Source organism: Inquilinus sp. CA228 (genome assembly GCF_052078665.1).
Lineage (GTDB): Bacteria > Pseudomonadota > Alphaproteobacteria > DSM-16000 > Inquilinaceae > Inquilinus.
Map to the genome: position 1 here is coordinate 1 of NZ_JBQJIK010000011.1, position 14524 is coordinate 14524.

A 14524-nucleotide genomic window follows, 5' to 3' on the forward strand; every position below is an offset into this window, starting at 1 on the left:
GTCCATGGCCGTGTCGACGGCCCGGCGGTCGGCGCCGGCATCGGCGACACCGCGATGCGGTCCGCGGCCCAGCGTCACCACCTCGCGGACCGTCAGCGGGAAGTCCAGCGTCACCTGCTGCGGCAGCACCGCCCGGCGCCGGGCCAGGGCGACCAGGTCCCAGCTTGCGATCGGGGTGCCGTCGAGGGTGACGCGGCCGGACGCCGGCGCGATCTCGCCGCACAGGCAGCGCAGCAGCGTCGACTTGCCGGCGCCGTTCGGGCCGATCACGGCGGTGAAGCGGCCGGGGGCGACGGCGAGGTCGACGCCGTCGAGCAACTGGGCCCGGCCGATGCGGAAGGCGAGGGCTTCGGCCCGGATCATGGCTCGGACCTCCGCCGGCGCAGCAGCAGCGCCAGGAAGACGGGGGCGCCGAGGCCGGTGGTGACGATGCCGATCGGCAGCTCGGCCGGGGCGACCGCGACGCGGGCGACCAGGTCGGAGCCGAGAAGCAGGGCGGCGCCCAGGAGGGCCGAGGCCGGCAGCAGGCCGCGGTGATCGGCGCCGATCACCAGCCGCAGCATGTGCGGCACCAGGAGGCCGACGAAGCCGATCATGCCGCTGACCGCGACCGCGGCGCCGACCGCGAGCGCGACCGTGCCGACCAGCAGGCGGGTCAGCTTCTCGACCGGGAAGCCGAGATGCAACGCCACGGCCTCGCCCAGCAGCATGCCGTTCAGCGCCCGCGCGGCCAGGGCGACGGCGGCCAGCAGCACGAGGGCGAAGGGCAGCACGGCCAGCACCGAGGTCCAGGTCGCGCCGCTGAGGCTGCCCAGGGTCCAGAAGGTGATGGTGCGCATCGCGTTCTCGTCGGCCTTGAACACGACGTAGCCGGTGCCGGTGGCGACCAGCGCGTTCACGGCGATGCCGGCCAGCAGCATCATGGTCACCGAGACCCGGCCCTCCCGCTTCGACAGGCGGTAGACGGCGATGGTGGTGACCAGGCCGCCGAGGAAGGCCGCCAGCGGCAGGGCATAGAGGCGGAGGATGGGGATGCCGGCCAGCGCCGCCGGCAGGCCCAGCGAGATCACCGACACGCCGGCGAAGGCGGCGCCGCCGCTGACCCCGATCAGGCCCGGATCGGCCAGCGGGTTGCGGAACAGCCCCTGCATCATCGCCCCGGAGACGGCCAGGACGGCGCCGACCATGGCGCCGAGCAGCGTCCGCGGCAGCCGGATGGCGTCGATGATGGCGGCATCGCGCGCGGTCACCGCGTCGAGGCTGCCGATCCCGAGATGGTGGCCGATGACCGCCAGCACCTGGCCGACCGGGATGTCCGCCGGCCCGATGCTGATGCTGGCGAGCGCCGAAGCGGCCAGCAGCAGCGTCAGCCCGGCCAGGGTCAGCGACAGGCGCCGGGCCCGCCGCTGCTCCGCCGGGACCGGAAGGACGCCGCTGGTGGCCAAGACCGTCACGAACCCGCGCTCCAGGCCCGGTCGGGCAGGGTGGGCGGGGTCCAGCCGGGATGCAGCACGGCCGCGAGGTCGCGCGCCGCCTGCGGCGTGCGCGGCCCGAAGCCGAGGAGGTAGAGCGAATCCATCGAGATGATCCGGCCCGACTTTGCGGCCGGGGTCTGGGCGAAGACCGGCAGCGCCGCGATCTTCTCCATGCCGCCATTCGGCTCGACGGCATGGCTGGCGATCACCACCACCTCCGGCGCCGCGGCGGCCACCGCCTCGGGCGACAGCGGCTTGTAGCGCTCCATCTCGCCGACCGCGTTGGTGCCGCCGGCCAGGCGGATGATGCCGTCCGCCGCGGTGGCGCTGCCGCCGCCCAGCGGCGCGCCCTGGGTGATCGACAGCACGAACAGCACGCGCGGCTTCGACGGCACCTGGGCGACGGCGGCCGCCACCGTCGCGAAATCGGCACGGACCGCCTGGCTCAGCCCCGGATCGGCCAAGCCGAGCGCCTTCTCCACGCCGACGATCTTGGCGACGACGCCTTCGGCGGTGAAGGCCTCGGGCAGGGCCTCGACCGGCGTGCCGGCGGAGCGGATCTGCTCCAGCACCGCCGGCGGGCCGGCCGACACCGTGGTCAGCACCAGATCCGGGCTCAGCGACAGGATGCCCTCGGCCGAAAGCTGGCGCAGATAGCCGACATCCGGCCGCTCACGGGCGGCGCGCGGGTACAGGCTGGTGGTGTCGACCCCGACGATGCGGTCCTCGGCATGCAGGGCGTAGACGATCTCGGTGATGTCGCCGCCGGCGACGACGACGCGCTGCGGCGGCTCTGCCTGGGCGGGCAGGGCGGCCACGAGCAGCGCCGCGGCGGCGAGGGAGATCAGCGGGCGCATCAGGCGGCGCCCTGGGCGCAGACCCGGGCCACCAGCTCGCGCCAGTCGGTCCGTTCCGGCTGGCCCGGCTTGCGGGCGCCGAACAGCATCGCCATCAGCGTGTTGTCGACGTCGAACAGCTCCAGCGAGGTGACGACGCCGTCCTTGGTCGGCTTGCGCACCACCCAGGCACTGTCGATCCGGTCCTCGCGCAGATGCAGGTTGAAGCCCGGATCCAGCACGTTCAGCCAGGGGCCCATGTCGTGCAGCCGGTGCACCGGGCCGGTGTGGATCTGCAGGCAGCCGGGATTGCCGACGAAGACCATGATCGAGGCGCCCATCGCGGCCGCGTCGGTCAGCACCCGGCGCAGCGCGTCGCGGCCGACCGGCTCGGCCCGCTGCGGCTCGGCCAGGCGCATCGCCTGCAGCCGGTCGAGCCGGTGCGACTTGAGCAGGCCGAAGAACTGGTGCGTGTCCTCCATCGCGTCCCAGCCGGCGCGGAAGCCGGCGACGTCGATCTCGGCATCGTCCAGCACCGCCGGGCGGATCATCTCCTGCGGCGCCAGCAGCGGCGCCTGGTCGGCATGGCGGAAGCGCTCGACCAGGGCGGCGAAGGCGGCACGGTCGCTGCCCTCGGTCAGGTAGATCTTGTGGATCGCGGTGCCGGCGGCGTCGAAGAACTGCAGGCTCGGCTTCGGCCCGGGCTGTGTCGTCTCGGCGCCGCCGACGGCGAAGCCGTGCGCCCAGCGGGTGTAGAACAGCCGCAGGTCGATGTCGGGGCCGAGCGCCAGCCCGACATGGCTGCCGGCCGAGACGTTCTGGTAGCTGCCGGTCTTCTCGTGCACCACGCTCTCGTTGCGGGTCAGCGCCATGACCGGGCCGAGCCCCTCGACCGCCTGCAGGATCGTGCTCCAGTCGCCGCCGATCCGCGTGGTGCCCGCACCGACCTGTGAGGCGACGAGCTCGCCCTCGCTGACGCCCAGCGCCGCAGCGGCGTCGCGGGCGCGCAGCTGCGGCTGCTCGGCACGCAGCGCCGCCCAGCGCGCGGCGAGGGCGGTCGGCGGGGACTGGAGATCAGGTTCGAGGCTCTGCATCATGCTCTCCGATCACCGGTGACGTGGTGCGCCGGCGGCCGGCGGGGTGCGACAGGACATGCGAAAACGCGGCCGAAACATGGGCCGCCTGGACTGCAGAAGCATGACGAGAACCTGTGCGGGCGACGGGTCCTCGCGCAGACCTGGCGGCGGGCGGTGCCCGGCTTGCTGGGGGCGCGAGCGAGAGAGGGCTACTTGGTCAGGATCAGCTTGCTGTTGCGGGTGATCCGCAGGCGGTAGAGTTCCTCGCCGTGCTGGATCGTCAGCTCACGGCGGGCGCCGAACAGGTCGCGTGTGTCGAGGCTGGTGGTGGCGGGCCGCTGCGGCGGCTCGACGGCATGCGCTGTGGGTTGATCCAGCATGGTGTCCCCATCCACGGTGAGATTGATCGGACAAGACGATGTTGAGAGTCATTCTCACATCCAGCCGTGCCGGTCAAGCGATTGCGTGTCATTCCTAATTGCATTTATCGAAAACGCCTCGCATCAATACGGAAACGGGTCCGGAAACCTTGCGAAACGCGATGCTTGGTGCCGGCGGCGTCGACGCGCATATAATGTGGCATCAGCGGTGGCCGGTGAGGGCGGTGCGGATGGAGACAGGGCTGGCGATGACCGAGGTTCAGGAGATCGAACGCAGGCCGGCGGAGCGGCCGGTTCCGCCTTCAGCCGGTCTCCCCATCTGCGAGGACCGCGTGGTCGAGCGCTTCCTCGACCGTCCCGCCGCCCCGCGCAGCGACACCGACTTCCTGCGCCGGCTCAACCGCAGCCTGTTCGACGAGCCCGAGTATCGGCCGAGCGTGCCGAGCCTGCGCAGTCTGCTCGCGGTGGCGGTGGTGGCGCTGCTGGCCGTGGGGGCGGCGGCGCTGATCGGCACCGCCTGGCACGATCTGGGCGGCGGCCGGGCCACGGAACAGGAGGCACGCTGAACCGCGGATCCGGTCCGATGGCCTCAGCTGTCGTATTGCAGCAGCGAAATGATCGGCGCGTCGAGCTTCTGGCGCCCGCCGAGGAAGGACAGCTCGATCAGGCACGCGGCGCCGCGGACATCGGCACCGACCCGGCGCAGCAGCTGGATCGCCGCCGCCATGGTGCCGCCGGTCGCCAGCAGGTCGTCCAGCACCACCACCTTCATGCCCGGCTTGATCGCGTCCGCCTGGATCTCGATCGCGTCCGACCCGTATTCGAGCTGGTAGAGATGGCCGATGGTCTCGCCCGGCAGCTTGCCGCGCTTGCGGCACATCACGAAGCCGCAGCCTAGCACATAGGATAGTGGTGCCGCCGCCAGGAACCCGCGAGATTCGATGCCGACCAGCATGTCCGGTTGCCACTCGCGGACCTTGGCCGCCAAGCTGTCGACGGCATGCCGCCACGCTTGCGGATGGGCCAGAAGCGGCGAGATGTCGTAGAACAGGATGCCTGGCTTGGGAAAATCCGGAATACCGCGTATGTGCGACTTGAGATCCATGAGACGTCCTTGGTTGCGGGCCGGAGCGACCCTGCATCGTAGTGCCTGCGGCCCGAAAGGCAATTCGCAGGTGCGGCAGCCGGCCGCCCTGGGGGCTGCGCGGTGACGACAGCGGCGGCGGCCGCGGACGCCGAGGCCCGGATCGACAGCCGCGTCGAGAGCGGCGTCACCCGCCTGCGCCTGGAAGGGCCGTGGGTGACGCGGGCGGCGGCGCCGCTGGACCGCGAGCTGTCGGAACTGGTGCAGAGTTCGGTCAAGGGCGAGGTGGTGCTGGACCTGTCCGGCGTCACCCGGCTGGACACGGTCGGCGCCTGGCTGGTGCACCGCACCCAGGAGGATCTCACGACGGCCGGCGCCACGGTCCGGGTCGAGGGCGTCTCGGACGACCAGAAGGGCCTGCTCGAGGCCGTGTCGCGGGTCGAGCGCGACGAGCCGATCAAGCATCCCGACCGCAACATCTTGTACGAGCTGGCGTTCCGCACCGGCAGGGCGACCTACCATTTCCGCGACGAGGCCGTGGCGCTCCTCAGCTTCCTCGGCATGCTGGTGGTCAAGAGCATCACCACGCTGCTGCATCCGAGCCGGATCCGCATCACCGCGCTGGCGCACAACATCGAAGCCACCGGCCTCAACGCCATGCCGATCGTCGGCCTGCTGTCCTTCCTGATCGGCGTCGTGCTCGCCTATCAGGGGGCGGACCAGCTCAGCCGCTTCGGCGCCCAGATCTTCGTGGTCAACCTGCTCGGCGTGTCGGTGCTGCGCGAGCTCGGCGGCCTGATCACCGCGATCATCGTCGCCGGCCGCTCCGGCTCGGCCTTCACCGCGCAGATCGGCACCATGCAGGTCAACCAGGAGGTCGACGCGATGGAGACGCTGGGCCTCGACCCGATCGAGGTGCTGGTGATCCCGAGGGTCTTCGCCCTGGCCATCACCCTGCCGCTGCTGACCTTCTACGCCAGCATGATGGCGATCTTCGGCGGCGCGCTGATGTCGTATTTCGTGCTGGACATCAGTGGGCCGCAATTCCTGCAGCAGTTCAAGGCGGCGATCACCGTCGGCACCTTCTGGGTCGGCATGGTCAAGGCCCCGGTCTTCGCCTTCGCCATCGCCATGGTCGGCTGCTATGAGGGGCTCAAGGTCTCCGGCAGCGCCGAGAGTGTCGGCCGCCTGACCACCCAATCCGTCGTCGTCTCGATCTTCCTGGTGATCGTGCTCGACGCCCTGTTCTCCATCCTGTTCGCCACCCTGGGAGTCTGATCATGCACAAGGACCCCCAGGCCCCGCCGCCTGAGGCGCCGGACGACGATGTCGTGATCCGCGTGCGCGGGCTTCGCACCCAGTTCGGCGCCCAGGTGATCCATGACGGGCTGGACCTCGACGTCCGGCGCGGCGAGGTGCTGGGCGTGGTCGGCGGCTCCGGCACCGGCAAGTCGGTGCTGCTGAAGGAGATCATCGGCCTGATCCGGCCCGCCGCCGGGTCGCTCGAGGTGCTCGGCATCGACATGGACCAGGCGGGCGAAGCGGAACGCAGGGCGGTGCAGCGGCGTTGGGGGGTGATGTTCCAGGACGGCGCCCTGTTCAGCTCGATGACCGTGGCCGAGAACATCCAGGTGCCGATGAAGGAGTACACCCGACTGTCGCACCACATGATGGACGAGCTGGCGCGGGTGAAGATCGCCATGGCCGGCCTGGCCTGCAGCGCCGGCATCAAGCATCCCTCCGAGCTGTCCGGCGGCATGCGCAAGCGCGCGGCGCTGGCGCGGGCGCTGGCGCTGGACCCGGAGATCCTGTTCCTCGACGAGCCGACTGCGGGCCTCGACCCGATCGGCGCCGCCGCCTTCGACGAGCTGATCTCGGAGCTGCAGCGCAGCCTCAAGCTGACGGTGTTCATGGTCACCCACGACCTCGACAGCCTGGTCACGATCTGCGACCGCATCGCCGTGCTGATCGACAAGAAGGTCGTGGTCGACACCTACGAGAACCTGCTCAAGGTCGACCATCCCTGGATCCAGGAATATTTCCACGGGCCGCGCGGCCGCGCCGCGGCGGCCGAGCATGCCGCCCTGGAGCGTGCGCATACGGGGGCGGAGGGCTGAGATGGAGACGCGTGCGAGCTATGTCGCCGTCGGCAGCTTCGTCCTGATCCTGATGGTCGGGCTGGTGGTGTTCGCCGTCTGGCTCGGCGGATCGGGGCTGCGCGAGAACGCGGAGCGCTACCTGATCTACTTCTCCGGCAACGTCACCGGCCTGCAGGAGGGCAGCCAGGTGCGCTATCGCGGCATCCCGGTCGGCGCGGTCGAGGACATCCAGATCGACCCGTCCAATGTCGAGCGGGTGCAGGTCCGGATCGCGGTCCGGCCGAACACCCCGATCGTCAAGGGCAGCGTGGCGTCGCTCGAGATCCAGGGCCTGACCGGCGGCGCTTTCGTCCTGCTCAGCGGCGGCGTCCAGGGCGCGTCGCGGCTGGACAAGGAGGAGGGCAAGGAATACGCCGTCATTCCTTCGCGCCAGTCCGGGCTGCAGGCGATCGTCGACACCGTGCCGCAGCTGCTCGACCGGCTGTCGGACATCTCGCGCGAGGTCCAGCGGATCTTCTCCGAGGACAACGTCCGCAACATCTCCGAGGTCCTGGCCAATGTGAACACCCTGACCGCGGCGCTGGCGCAGCGTTCGGCCCAGCTGGCGAGCACGATCGAGCGGATCGACACGCTGACCCAGAATGTCGACGGGCTGGTCACCGACGCCCGGGCGGACCTGAACAAGCTCACCACCGGGGCGACCGGCTTCCTGTCGACCACCGACACCCAGGTCAACGCCGCGGTGGCCGACGCCCGGGCGATGATCGCCTCGCTGCGCCAGAGCGCCGAGGACGTGGCCAAGCTGCTGAAGCAGTCCGGCCCGGGGGTGGAGAGCTTCTCCACCGACGGGCTGTACGAGATCACCCAGCTGATCACCCAGCTCCGCGGTCTGACCGACAACCTGAACCGGACCCTGTCCCGGCTCGACCGCAGCCCGGCCCAATTCCTGTTCGGCGGTTCGTCCAGCGGCGTGCCGCCGCAAGGTACCTCGAGGTGAAGATGAGCGTCTCCCCCCTGTCCCGGCGCCTTTTCCTGCGGCAGGCCGCTGTCTCCTCGGCCGCAGTCGGCCTCGTCGGCTGCGGCGGGATCAGCGCGCTGGCCCCGCCGGCGCCGCAGGTCTACGAGCTGACGCCGAAGAACACCTTCGACCCCGGCCTGCCGAAAGCCAGCTGGCAGCTGCTGGTCGACATGCCGACCGCCAATGCCGGCATCGACACCGACCGGATCGCGATCAGCGAGACCCAGACCTCGCTCGACTATTTCGCCAAGGTGGCCTGGGTCGACCGGGCCCCGGCGATGGTCGTCGGCCTGCTGGTCGAGAGCTTCGAGAACACCGGCAAGATCGTCTCGGTCGGCCGCCAGATCTCCGGCCTGCGCGCGAACTACGTGCTGCAGCCCGAGATCCGCGAGTTCCGGGCCGAGCGTTGGGAAGGCCAGCCCTACCGGGTGCGGGTGCGGATCGGCGTCAAGCTGGTGCGCTTCCCGCAGCGGACGATCATCGGCGGCGAGAGCTTCGAGCGGGTGGTGGACGTGCAGGGGCCGGAGTTCACGGATGTGATCCGGGCCTGGGACGACGCCCTCGGCGGTGTGCTGAAGCAGGTGGTCGAGTGGACGCTGCGCACCGGCGAGCGCGATGACCGCGCCGCGGGCCGGCCGCGGCGGTAGGGAGCGCGCCCCGAATTGGGGGCCTGGACGGGATCGTAGGCTTCCGTTTCCAGCAAGGATTTCTGGATATTCCATAATATATGGATATTATGGAGAATATACCAAGGAGTCCCGCCATGCGCAGCTTCACGACCTCGGACCTGAACAAGCAGGTGGGTGAAATCACCGAAGCGGCCCGGAAGGGGCCTGTCGTGATCACCCACCATCGCAAACCCAAATTCGTCCTGATGTCGATGGAGCACTACGACCGGCTTCGTGGCACTGATGATCCACGCCGGGCCTACGGCGTCGGGGAGACGCCCACCGATATTGCGGCCCAATTCGCCGACGAGCTCGACAGGCTGGCTCGCGGCGAAGGGTATGACGATGAAGCCTGAGGATCTGAAGTCCGGCGTCATCGTTGACTATCCGTATCTCTGGCGCTGGCAGCAGGAGCGGGGCGAAACCGAGGGCCGGAAGGACCGCCCCGTCTGCGTCGCCATCGCGCTTCGCCGGCTCGATTCCAGTAAGACCTATCTTGCGCTGTTGGCGATATCCGGGACACCGCCGCAGCCCGGCCGCCGCACCCTGGAACTCGCCGAGATCGAATGCCGGCGCGCCGGCATCAAAACCTGGAAGGCGGCTTGGATCTACATCGACGAATACAACTTCGATATCGCGGAATGGTCCTATTATCTCGACCTGTCCCAGGAGCCGCGCGGCCGATTCAGCAAGTCCTTCATGATGAAGCTGGCCGCCGAATGCAGCCCTTTCTTTAAGACACGGCAATCCCGCGTCGATCGTACGGATTGAGTTGTCGCCGGGCGCCTGCACGGAACGGACAACGCGCCTTGTCCGGCGGGCCGGCCGTCGAAATGGTGGCGCTGCAGCGGCCCCGGTCAGCGAGCACGGGCCGGAGGCTCGGTCAGCGGGTGACGGTCTGCCAGAAGAAGAAGGCGATGACGCCGATGATGATGACCCACTCTGCACCCATGATCCGGTCCATCCCCGTGTTTCTTGCCGTCCTTCATAGCACGGCATGGCGCGATCGCAAGGCGCTCGCGGCTGCGTCGTGCCGGGCCGATGTTCGCAAATGAAAATATTGGCATCGTTTCCGCTTCCCGATTAGCATTCTTGTTCGTCCAGCCAGGGGAAGAAGAGCGGCCATGAACGCCACGGCGCGGCAGAGCCAGATCGTCGATCTGGTCCGCCAGGAGGGCTATGTCACGGTCGAGACCCTGGCCGACCGCTTCCAGGTGACGCCGCAGACCATCCGCCGCGACATCTCGCTGCTGCAGGACCGGGCCCTGCTGCGGCGCTTCCACGGCGGCGTGACGGCGCCGGGCAGCGTCGAGAATTTCGCCTATTCGACCCGGCAGGTGCTGTGCCTGGAGGAGAAGCGCCGGATCGCCCGGCTGGTGGCGCGGCAGGTGCCGGACAACGCCTCGCTGTTCCTCAACATCGGCACGACGACGGAGGAGGTGGCCCGGGCGCTGCTGGGCCATCGCGGCCTGCGGGTGATCACCAACAACATCAATGTCGCGAACATCCTGTATTCGAATGCGAGCTGCGAGGTGATCGTCGCCGGCGGCGTGGTGCGGGCCCGGGACGGCGGCATCGTCGGCGAGGCGACGCTCGACTTCGTCCGCCAGTTCAAGGTCGATGTCGGGATTATCGGCATCAGCGGCATCGACGGGGACGGCACGCTGCTCGACTACGACTACCGCGAGGTGCGGGTGGCGCGGGCGATCATCGACAATTCGCGCCAGGTGTTCCTGGTGACCGATCACACCAAGTTCGGCCGCAACGCCATGGTACGGCTGGCCTCGATCGGCGAGATTCACGCCCTGTTCACCGACCGGGCCCCGCCGGCGCCCTTCAGCGAGGCGATCGCCGCCACCACCTGCCGCGTCCACGTCGCCGACTAGCGCCGATTCGGGGCTGGGCCGGCGGCGTCCTCAGATCACCTTGTCCTGCTGCAGCCGGGAAACCAGATCCCTGGCCGCCCGGGCGGCGAGATCGGCGAAATTGCTGTTCGAGCCGCCGCGCGCGACGGCCTCGCCCTTCCAGATGGCGGCGCCGCCGCCCGCCTCCTGCATTGTGGCGTCGTAGCGGGCCGTCGGCTCCTCGACCCAGCGGCCGCCCGTCGTCATCCCGGCGAAGGGGCCGGGATAATAGCCGAAGCCGTAGCCGTAATACGGGAAGAACGGGTCACCGACATAGGTCGGCGGCAGGTAGCGGGCGACCGTGGCGCGCTGGTCGACGGCGATGCGCAGCACGGCGCGCACGCCGGCCGCCCGGATCGCGGTGGTCTCGGCGGCCGGGCCGCCGGGCCGGGTCGGCGGCGCCAGGTCGATCATCCGCCGGGCCTGCACGCCGCGGGCGGCGAGCTCGGCGACGGCCGCGCTCTCCAGGGCTTCGCGTTCCCCGAGCCGCGGCGTCTCCGCGACCACCACGATCGAGCGGATCGGCGGCCCGCCGCGATAGGCGGGGTCGACATAGCCGGCCACCTGCGTCTGCGCGCAGGCGCCGAGGAGCAGGGCGGTCAGGGCAAGGACAAGGGCGCGCATGACGCCTCCTGAGAATCGGTCTCAAAGAGATGGCGCAGCGGATCGCAGCCGCCAAGGACCATTGTTACGGTTGTGACAAATTTGTCTCTCACCCGGGAGGACCGAAGCAGAGAGGCGCCCGTCGCCCCATGCGGCGGCTGGGCTTACGGGGGCTTCTTGTGTATTAGGGCGAGGTATTCGGGGCCGTCCGGGGGGAATAATGGCCGTTGCGAGGAAGATTGCCATAGCCGTTGCCGCTGCCGTCATCTCGGCCGGCACTGTCGCAGCGACGACGGGAACGGCGACGGCCAGCCCGTGGGCGGAGCCGGGCGATTCGACCCTGCGCAACGACATCCACATCCTGGAGAACTTCCGGCTCATCGACGGCGTGCTCAGCGCCTGGCCGCTGCCTTGGGCCCAGATCACCTATCGCCTGGCCAAGGCCGACCGGGATTCGCTGCCGGCCTATGCCCAGGCGGCGCTCGACCGCGTCCGGGCCCGGGCCGCGTCCGAGACCCGGCAGGGCCAGCTGCACGCCGAGCTGCGGGCCGACCTGACCAACCAGCCCGCTTTGGTGCGCGGCTTCGACTACACGGCGCGGCAGCGGGGCGAGATCTCCACGTCCTTCGAATATATGGGCGATTCGACCGCGCTGCGGCTGTCGCTGGGCGCCTATTCCCGCTTCATGAAGGGCGACAGCCCCTGGTACTACGGCGGCGAGGATTCGTTCCAGGCGTCGCTCGACGGCACCTATCTCGCCCAGCGGATCGACAACTGGATCCTCTATGCCGGCTGGCTCGATACGTGGTGGGGGCCGGGCGAGACCACCAGCCTGATCCTCTCGACCAACGCCCGGCCGTTCCCGAAGGTCGGCTTCATGCGGTCCAACCCGCATGCCTTCGAGACGCCGTGGCTGAGCTGGATCGGCCCCTGGCAGTTCACCGGCTTCCTCGGCGTCCTGCCGGACGACCGGCTCGTCACCAACCCGCTGATGTTCGGGCTGCGGCTGTCGATCAGCCCGATCCCGGGGCTCGAGCTCGGCGGCTCGCGCATCATGATGTTCTGCGGCAGCGGCCGGCCCTGCGGCCCCGGCACCTTCTTCGACGGCTTCTTCGGCAACACCAACGTCGATGATCCTGCACTGCAGGCCCTGGATCCGGCCAACCAGATTGCCGGATTCGACGCCCGCTACAGCACCCAGATCTTCGGCCAGCCCTTCGAGATCTATGGCGAGCTGACCGGTGAAGACGCGGCCTTTTCCGACGTCGGCATTCCGCTGCCGTCGCGGAACGCCGGCGTGCTGGGCGCCTCGCTGTGGAACGGCTGGGGCGACGACGGCGCGACGTGGAAGGTCAATGTCGAGTATTCGAATTCGACCGCGAACTTCCTGAACGACAAGATCTACGGCTACTTCTACGAGAGCGGCGCCTATCCGGACGGCTACCGCTTCTACCAGCGCTCGATGGGCGACAGCCTCGACAGCGACGCCGAGCTGTTCGGCGTCACCGGCACCTTCGTCGACGCCCACAACTGGACCTACAAAGTCTCCTATTCCCACGCCTATCTGAACCCGCGGAACAACCCGAACAACACGGTCACCCAGACCAAGGAAACCATCAATTTCGTCGATCTCGGCGTCTCGATCCCGCTGCGGCGCAACACGGTCGGCATCAATCTGCGGCTGCAGGACGACTCGCCGAACAGCCCGGGTGAGCAGAAGCCGATGGCGGCGCTGGGCCTTTCGACGACGATCCGCTTCTGACCGGCGTCGGCGGGCCTCTCAGGGCTCCTCGAGCCGGACGACGTCGTCCTCGCCGAGATAGGGGCCGGTGCGGACCTCGATCAGTTCGAGGTCGATCTTGCCGGGGTTCTCGAGCTTGTGGTCGGTGCCGATCGGCAGGTAGACGGCCTCGTTCTCGCGCAGGATGCGGGACTGGCCCTCCATGGTGACGCGGGCGGTGCCGGACAGCACGACCCAGTGCTCGGAGCGGTGGTAGTGGCGCTGCAGGGCGATCGCCTGTCCCGGGTGGATCAGGACGCGCTTGACCTGGAAGCGGTTGCCGGCATGCAGCGACTTGACGGTGCCCCAGGGCCGGTAGATCTCGCGATGGATTACAGCCTCGGGCCGCTTGGCCGCCTTGAGCCGGTCGGTGACGGCCTTGACGTCCTGGACGTGGTCCTTGGCGGCGACCAGCACCGCGTCGTCGGTGGCGATGACGATGGCGTCGTCGAGGCCGATCACGGCGGTGAGGATGCCGTCGGAGCGGACCAGGCAGTTGCGCGAGGACAGGGTCAGGGCGTCGCCCTGGGTCAGGTTGCCGTCGGCGTCGCGGTCGCCAATCTCCCACAGCGACGACCAGGAGCCGACATCGGTCCAGCCGATCGCGGCCGGGACGATGCCGGCGCGGTCGGTCTTCTCCATCACCGCATGGTCGATCGAGATCGAGGGGGCCTGGACGAAGGCGGCGGCGTCGAGGCGCAGGAAGGTGAGGTCGCGGGTGGCGGCCTTGAGCGCGGCGTCGGCGGCGGCGAGGACCTGGGGCGCGTGGCGGGCGCATTCGGCCAGGTACTGTCCGGCGGTGAACAGGAAGATGCCGGCGTTCCACAGGTGGCGGCCTTCGGCCAGGAAGCGCTCGGCGGTCTCGCGCGGCGGCTTCTCGACGAAGCGGGCGACGGTGCGGGCACCGGGGGCGCACGCGATGTCGTCGCCGGGCAGGATGTAGCCGAAGCCGGTCTCGGGCGCGGTCGGCTGCATGCCGAAGGTCATCAGATGGCCGGCGCGGGCGGCCGGGGTCGCCATGGCGATGGCAGCGCGGAAGCCCTTGGGGTCGGCGATGTGGTGGTCGGCGGGCAGCACCAGCATCAGGGTGTCGGGGTCGCGGTCGGCCAGGAAGCGGGCGGCGACGGCGACGGCCGGGGCGGTGTTGCGGGCCGAGGGCTCGAGGATGATGGCATCGGGGAAGACGCCGATCTGGCGCATCTGCTCGGCGACGATGAAGCGGTGGTCGTCGGCGCAGATGAACACCGGCGGGGCGAAGCCGTCGGCCTCGCCGACCCGGGCCACCGTCTCCTGGATCATGGTGCTGCCCGACACCAGCGGCAGGAACTGCTTGGGATAGCCGGCCCGCGACAGCGGCCACAGCCGCGTCCCCGAACCGCCGGACAACACCACCGGCACCACCGCCTGGCTGCCGGGCTGCGTCGTGGTCACCGGCCGGTCGACCGTCTTCGCCTTCGCCATGACCTTCTGTCCCATCAATCTCGATTGGGACGCTTATCGGCCATCCGGCCCGGCCGGTTCAAGCCCGCCGCGTCCTGAGCCGTCCGTTGACAGTGGCCGAACAATCATCCGACAATTTGAGCTGAACAAAGAGTCGGGAT

General features: G+C 69.5%; 17 protein-coding genes. 9 read left to right on the forward strand and 8 right to left on the reverse strand.

The genetic code is table 11. The annotated features are described in order from the left end of the window. From ACTOWL_RS06975 to hemP, 5 genes are all read right to left on the reverse strand, one after another. The coding region (locus tag ACTOWL_RS06975; protein WP_441320481.1) for an ATP-binding cassette domain-containing protein at positions 1 to 363 on the reverse strand (363 nt) is incomplete at its 3' end. Then, positions 360 to 1454, reverse strand: a complete 1095-nt coding sequence (locus ACTOWL_RS06980; RefSeq protein WP_441320482.1) for a FecCD family ABC transporter permease — start codon at positions 1452 to 1454, stop codon at positions 360 to 362. The genes ACTOWL_RS06980 and ACTOWL_RS06975, both read right to left, overlap by 4 nt. Next, a complete protein-coding gene (locus ACTOWL_RS06985; protein ID WP_441320483.1) occupies positions 1451 to 2332 on the reverse strand; it encodes a heme/hemin ABC transporter substrate-binding protein in 882 nt (293 codons plus the stop codon). Before ACTOWL_RS06985 ends, ACTOWL_RS06980 begins: the two co-directional genes overlap by 4 nt. Beyond that, positions 2332 to 3405 (reverse strand): hemin-degrading factor, encoded by a 1074-nt coding sequence (locus ACTOWL_RS06990; protein ID WP_441320484.1) that lies wholly within the window; start codon positions 3403 to 3405, stop codon positions 2332 to 2334. Before ACTOWL_RS06990 ends, ACTOWL_RS06985 begins: the two co-directional genes overlap by 1 nt. Before the next feature lie 191 nt (positions 3406 to 3596). Then, positions 3597 to 3767, reverse strand: a complete 171-nt coding sequence (gene hemP, locus ACTOWL_RS06995) for a hemin uptake protein HemP (protein ID WP_441320485.1) — start codon at positions 3765 to 3767, stop codon at positions 3597 to 3599. Between the two features lie 248 nt (positions 3768 to 4015). On the opposite strand from hemP, the gene ACTOWL_RS07000 reads away from it, so the two are divergent. Continuing rightward, positions 4016 to 4333, forward strand: a complete 318-nt coding sequence (locus ACTOWL_RS07000; RefSeq protein WP_441320486.1) for a hypothetical protein — start codon at positions 4016 to 4018, stop codon at positions 4331 to 4333. Positions 4334 to 4356: 23 nt separating this feature from the next. Here ACTOWL_RS07000 and ACTOWL_RS07005 read toward each other — a convergent pair whose 3' ends face one another. Next, entirely contained in the window at positions 4357 to 4872 is a 516-nt protein-coding gene (locus ACTOWL_RS07005) for an adenine phosphoribosyltransferase (protein WP_441320487.1), read from the reverse strand. A 102-nt stretch (positions 4873 to 4974) separates the two neighbouring features. Between ACTOWL_RS07005 and ACTOWL_RS07010 the strand changes: the two genes are divergently transcribed. The 7 genes from ACTOWL_RS07010 (at position 4975) to ACTOWL_RS07040 (ending at position 10522) form a co-directional block, all read left to right on the forward strand. After that, positions 4975 to 6129 carry an MlaE family lipid ABC transporter permease subunit gene (locus ACTOWL_RS07010; RefSeq protein WP_441320488.1) on the forward strand — a complete coding sequence of 385 codons (1155 nt, stop codon included), beginning with the start codon at positions 4975 to 4977 and terminating at the stop codon, positions 6127 to 6129. Positions 6130 to 6131: 2 nt separating this feature from the next. Beyond that, positions 6132 to 6968, forward strand: a complete 837-nt coding sequence (locus ACTOWL_RS07015; protein WP_441320489.1) for an ABC transporter ATP-binding protein — start codon at positions 6132 to 6134, stop codon at positions 6966 to 6968. Between the two features lies 1 nt (position 6969). Beyond that, the gene (locus ACTOWL_RS07020; protein WP_441320490.1) at positions 6970 to 7947 is read left to right on the forward strand and encodes an MlaD family protein; all 978 of its coding nucleotides are present in this window, start codon (positions 6970 to 6972) and stop codon (positions 7945 to 7947) included. 2 nt (positions 7948 to 7949) lie between these two features. After that, positions 7950 to 8615 carry an ABC-type transport auxiliary lipoprotein family protein gene (locus tag ACTOWL_RS07025; protein ID WP_441320491.1) on the forward strand — a complete coding sequence of 222 codons (666 nt, stop codon included), beginning with the start codon at positions 7950 to 7952 and terminating at the stop codon, positions 8613 to 8615. 116 nt (positions 8616 to 8731) lie between these two features. After that, positions 8732 to 8992, forward strand: a complete 261-nt coding sequence (locus tag ACTOWL_RS07030; RefSeq protein ID WP_441320492.1) for a type II toxin-antitoxin system prevent-host-death family antitoxin — start codon at positions 8732 to 8734, stop codon at positions 8990 to 8992. Then, positions 8982 to 9407, forward strand: a complete 426-nt coding sequence (locus ACTOWL_RS07035; protein ID WP_441320493.1) for a hypothetical protein — start codon at positions 8982 to 8984, stop codon at positions 9405 to 9407. The genes ACTOWL_RS07030 and ACTOWL_RS07035 overlap by 11 nt, the downstream gene beginning before the upstream one ends. Positions 9408 to 9760: 353 nt before the next feature. Beyond that, a complete protein-coding gene (locus tag ACTOWL_RS07040) occupies positions 9761 to 10522 on the forward strand; it encodes a DeoR/GlpR family DNA-binding transcription regulator (protein ID WP_342236575.1) in 762 nt (253 codons plus the stop codon). Positions 10523 to 10552: 30 nt separating this feature from the next. On the opposite strand, the gene ACTOWL_RS07045 is transcribed toward ACTOWL_RS07040, so the two are convergent. Then, positions 10553 to 11164, reverse strand: a complete 612-nt coding sequence (locus ACTOWL_RS07045) for a hypothetical protein (protein WP_441320494.1) — start codon at positions 11162 to 11164, stop codon at positions 10553 to 10555. A 199-nt stretch (positions 11165 to 11363) separates the two neighbouring features. On the opposite strand from ACTOWL_RS07045, the gene ACTOWL_RS07050 reads away from it, so the two are divergent. Beyond that, on the forward strand, positions 11364 to 12905 hold the full coding sequence (locus ACTOWL_RS07050) for a capsule assembly Wzi family protein (protein WP_441320495.1): 1542 nt from the start codon (positions 11364 to 11366) through the stop codon (positions 12903 to 12905). An 18-nt stretch (positions 12906 to 12923) separates the two neighbouring features. On the opposite strand, the gene ACTOWL_RS07055 is transcribed toward ACTOWL_RS07050, so the two are convergent. After that, positions 12924 to 14384, reverse strand: a complete 1461-nt coding sequence (locus ACTOWL_RS07055) for a mannose-1-phosphate guanylyltransferase/mannose-6-phosphate isomerase (protein ID WP_441320496.1) — start codon at positions 14382 to 14384, stop codon at positions 12924 to 12926. Between the last annotated feature and the right edge of the window lie 140 nt (positions 14385 to 14524).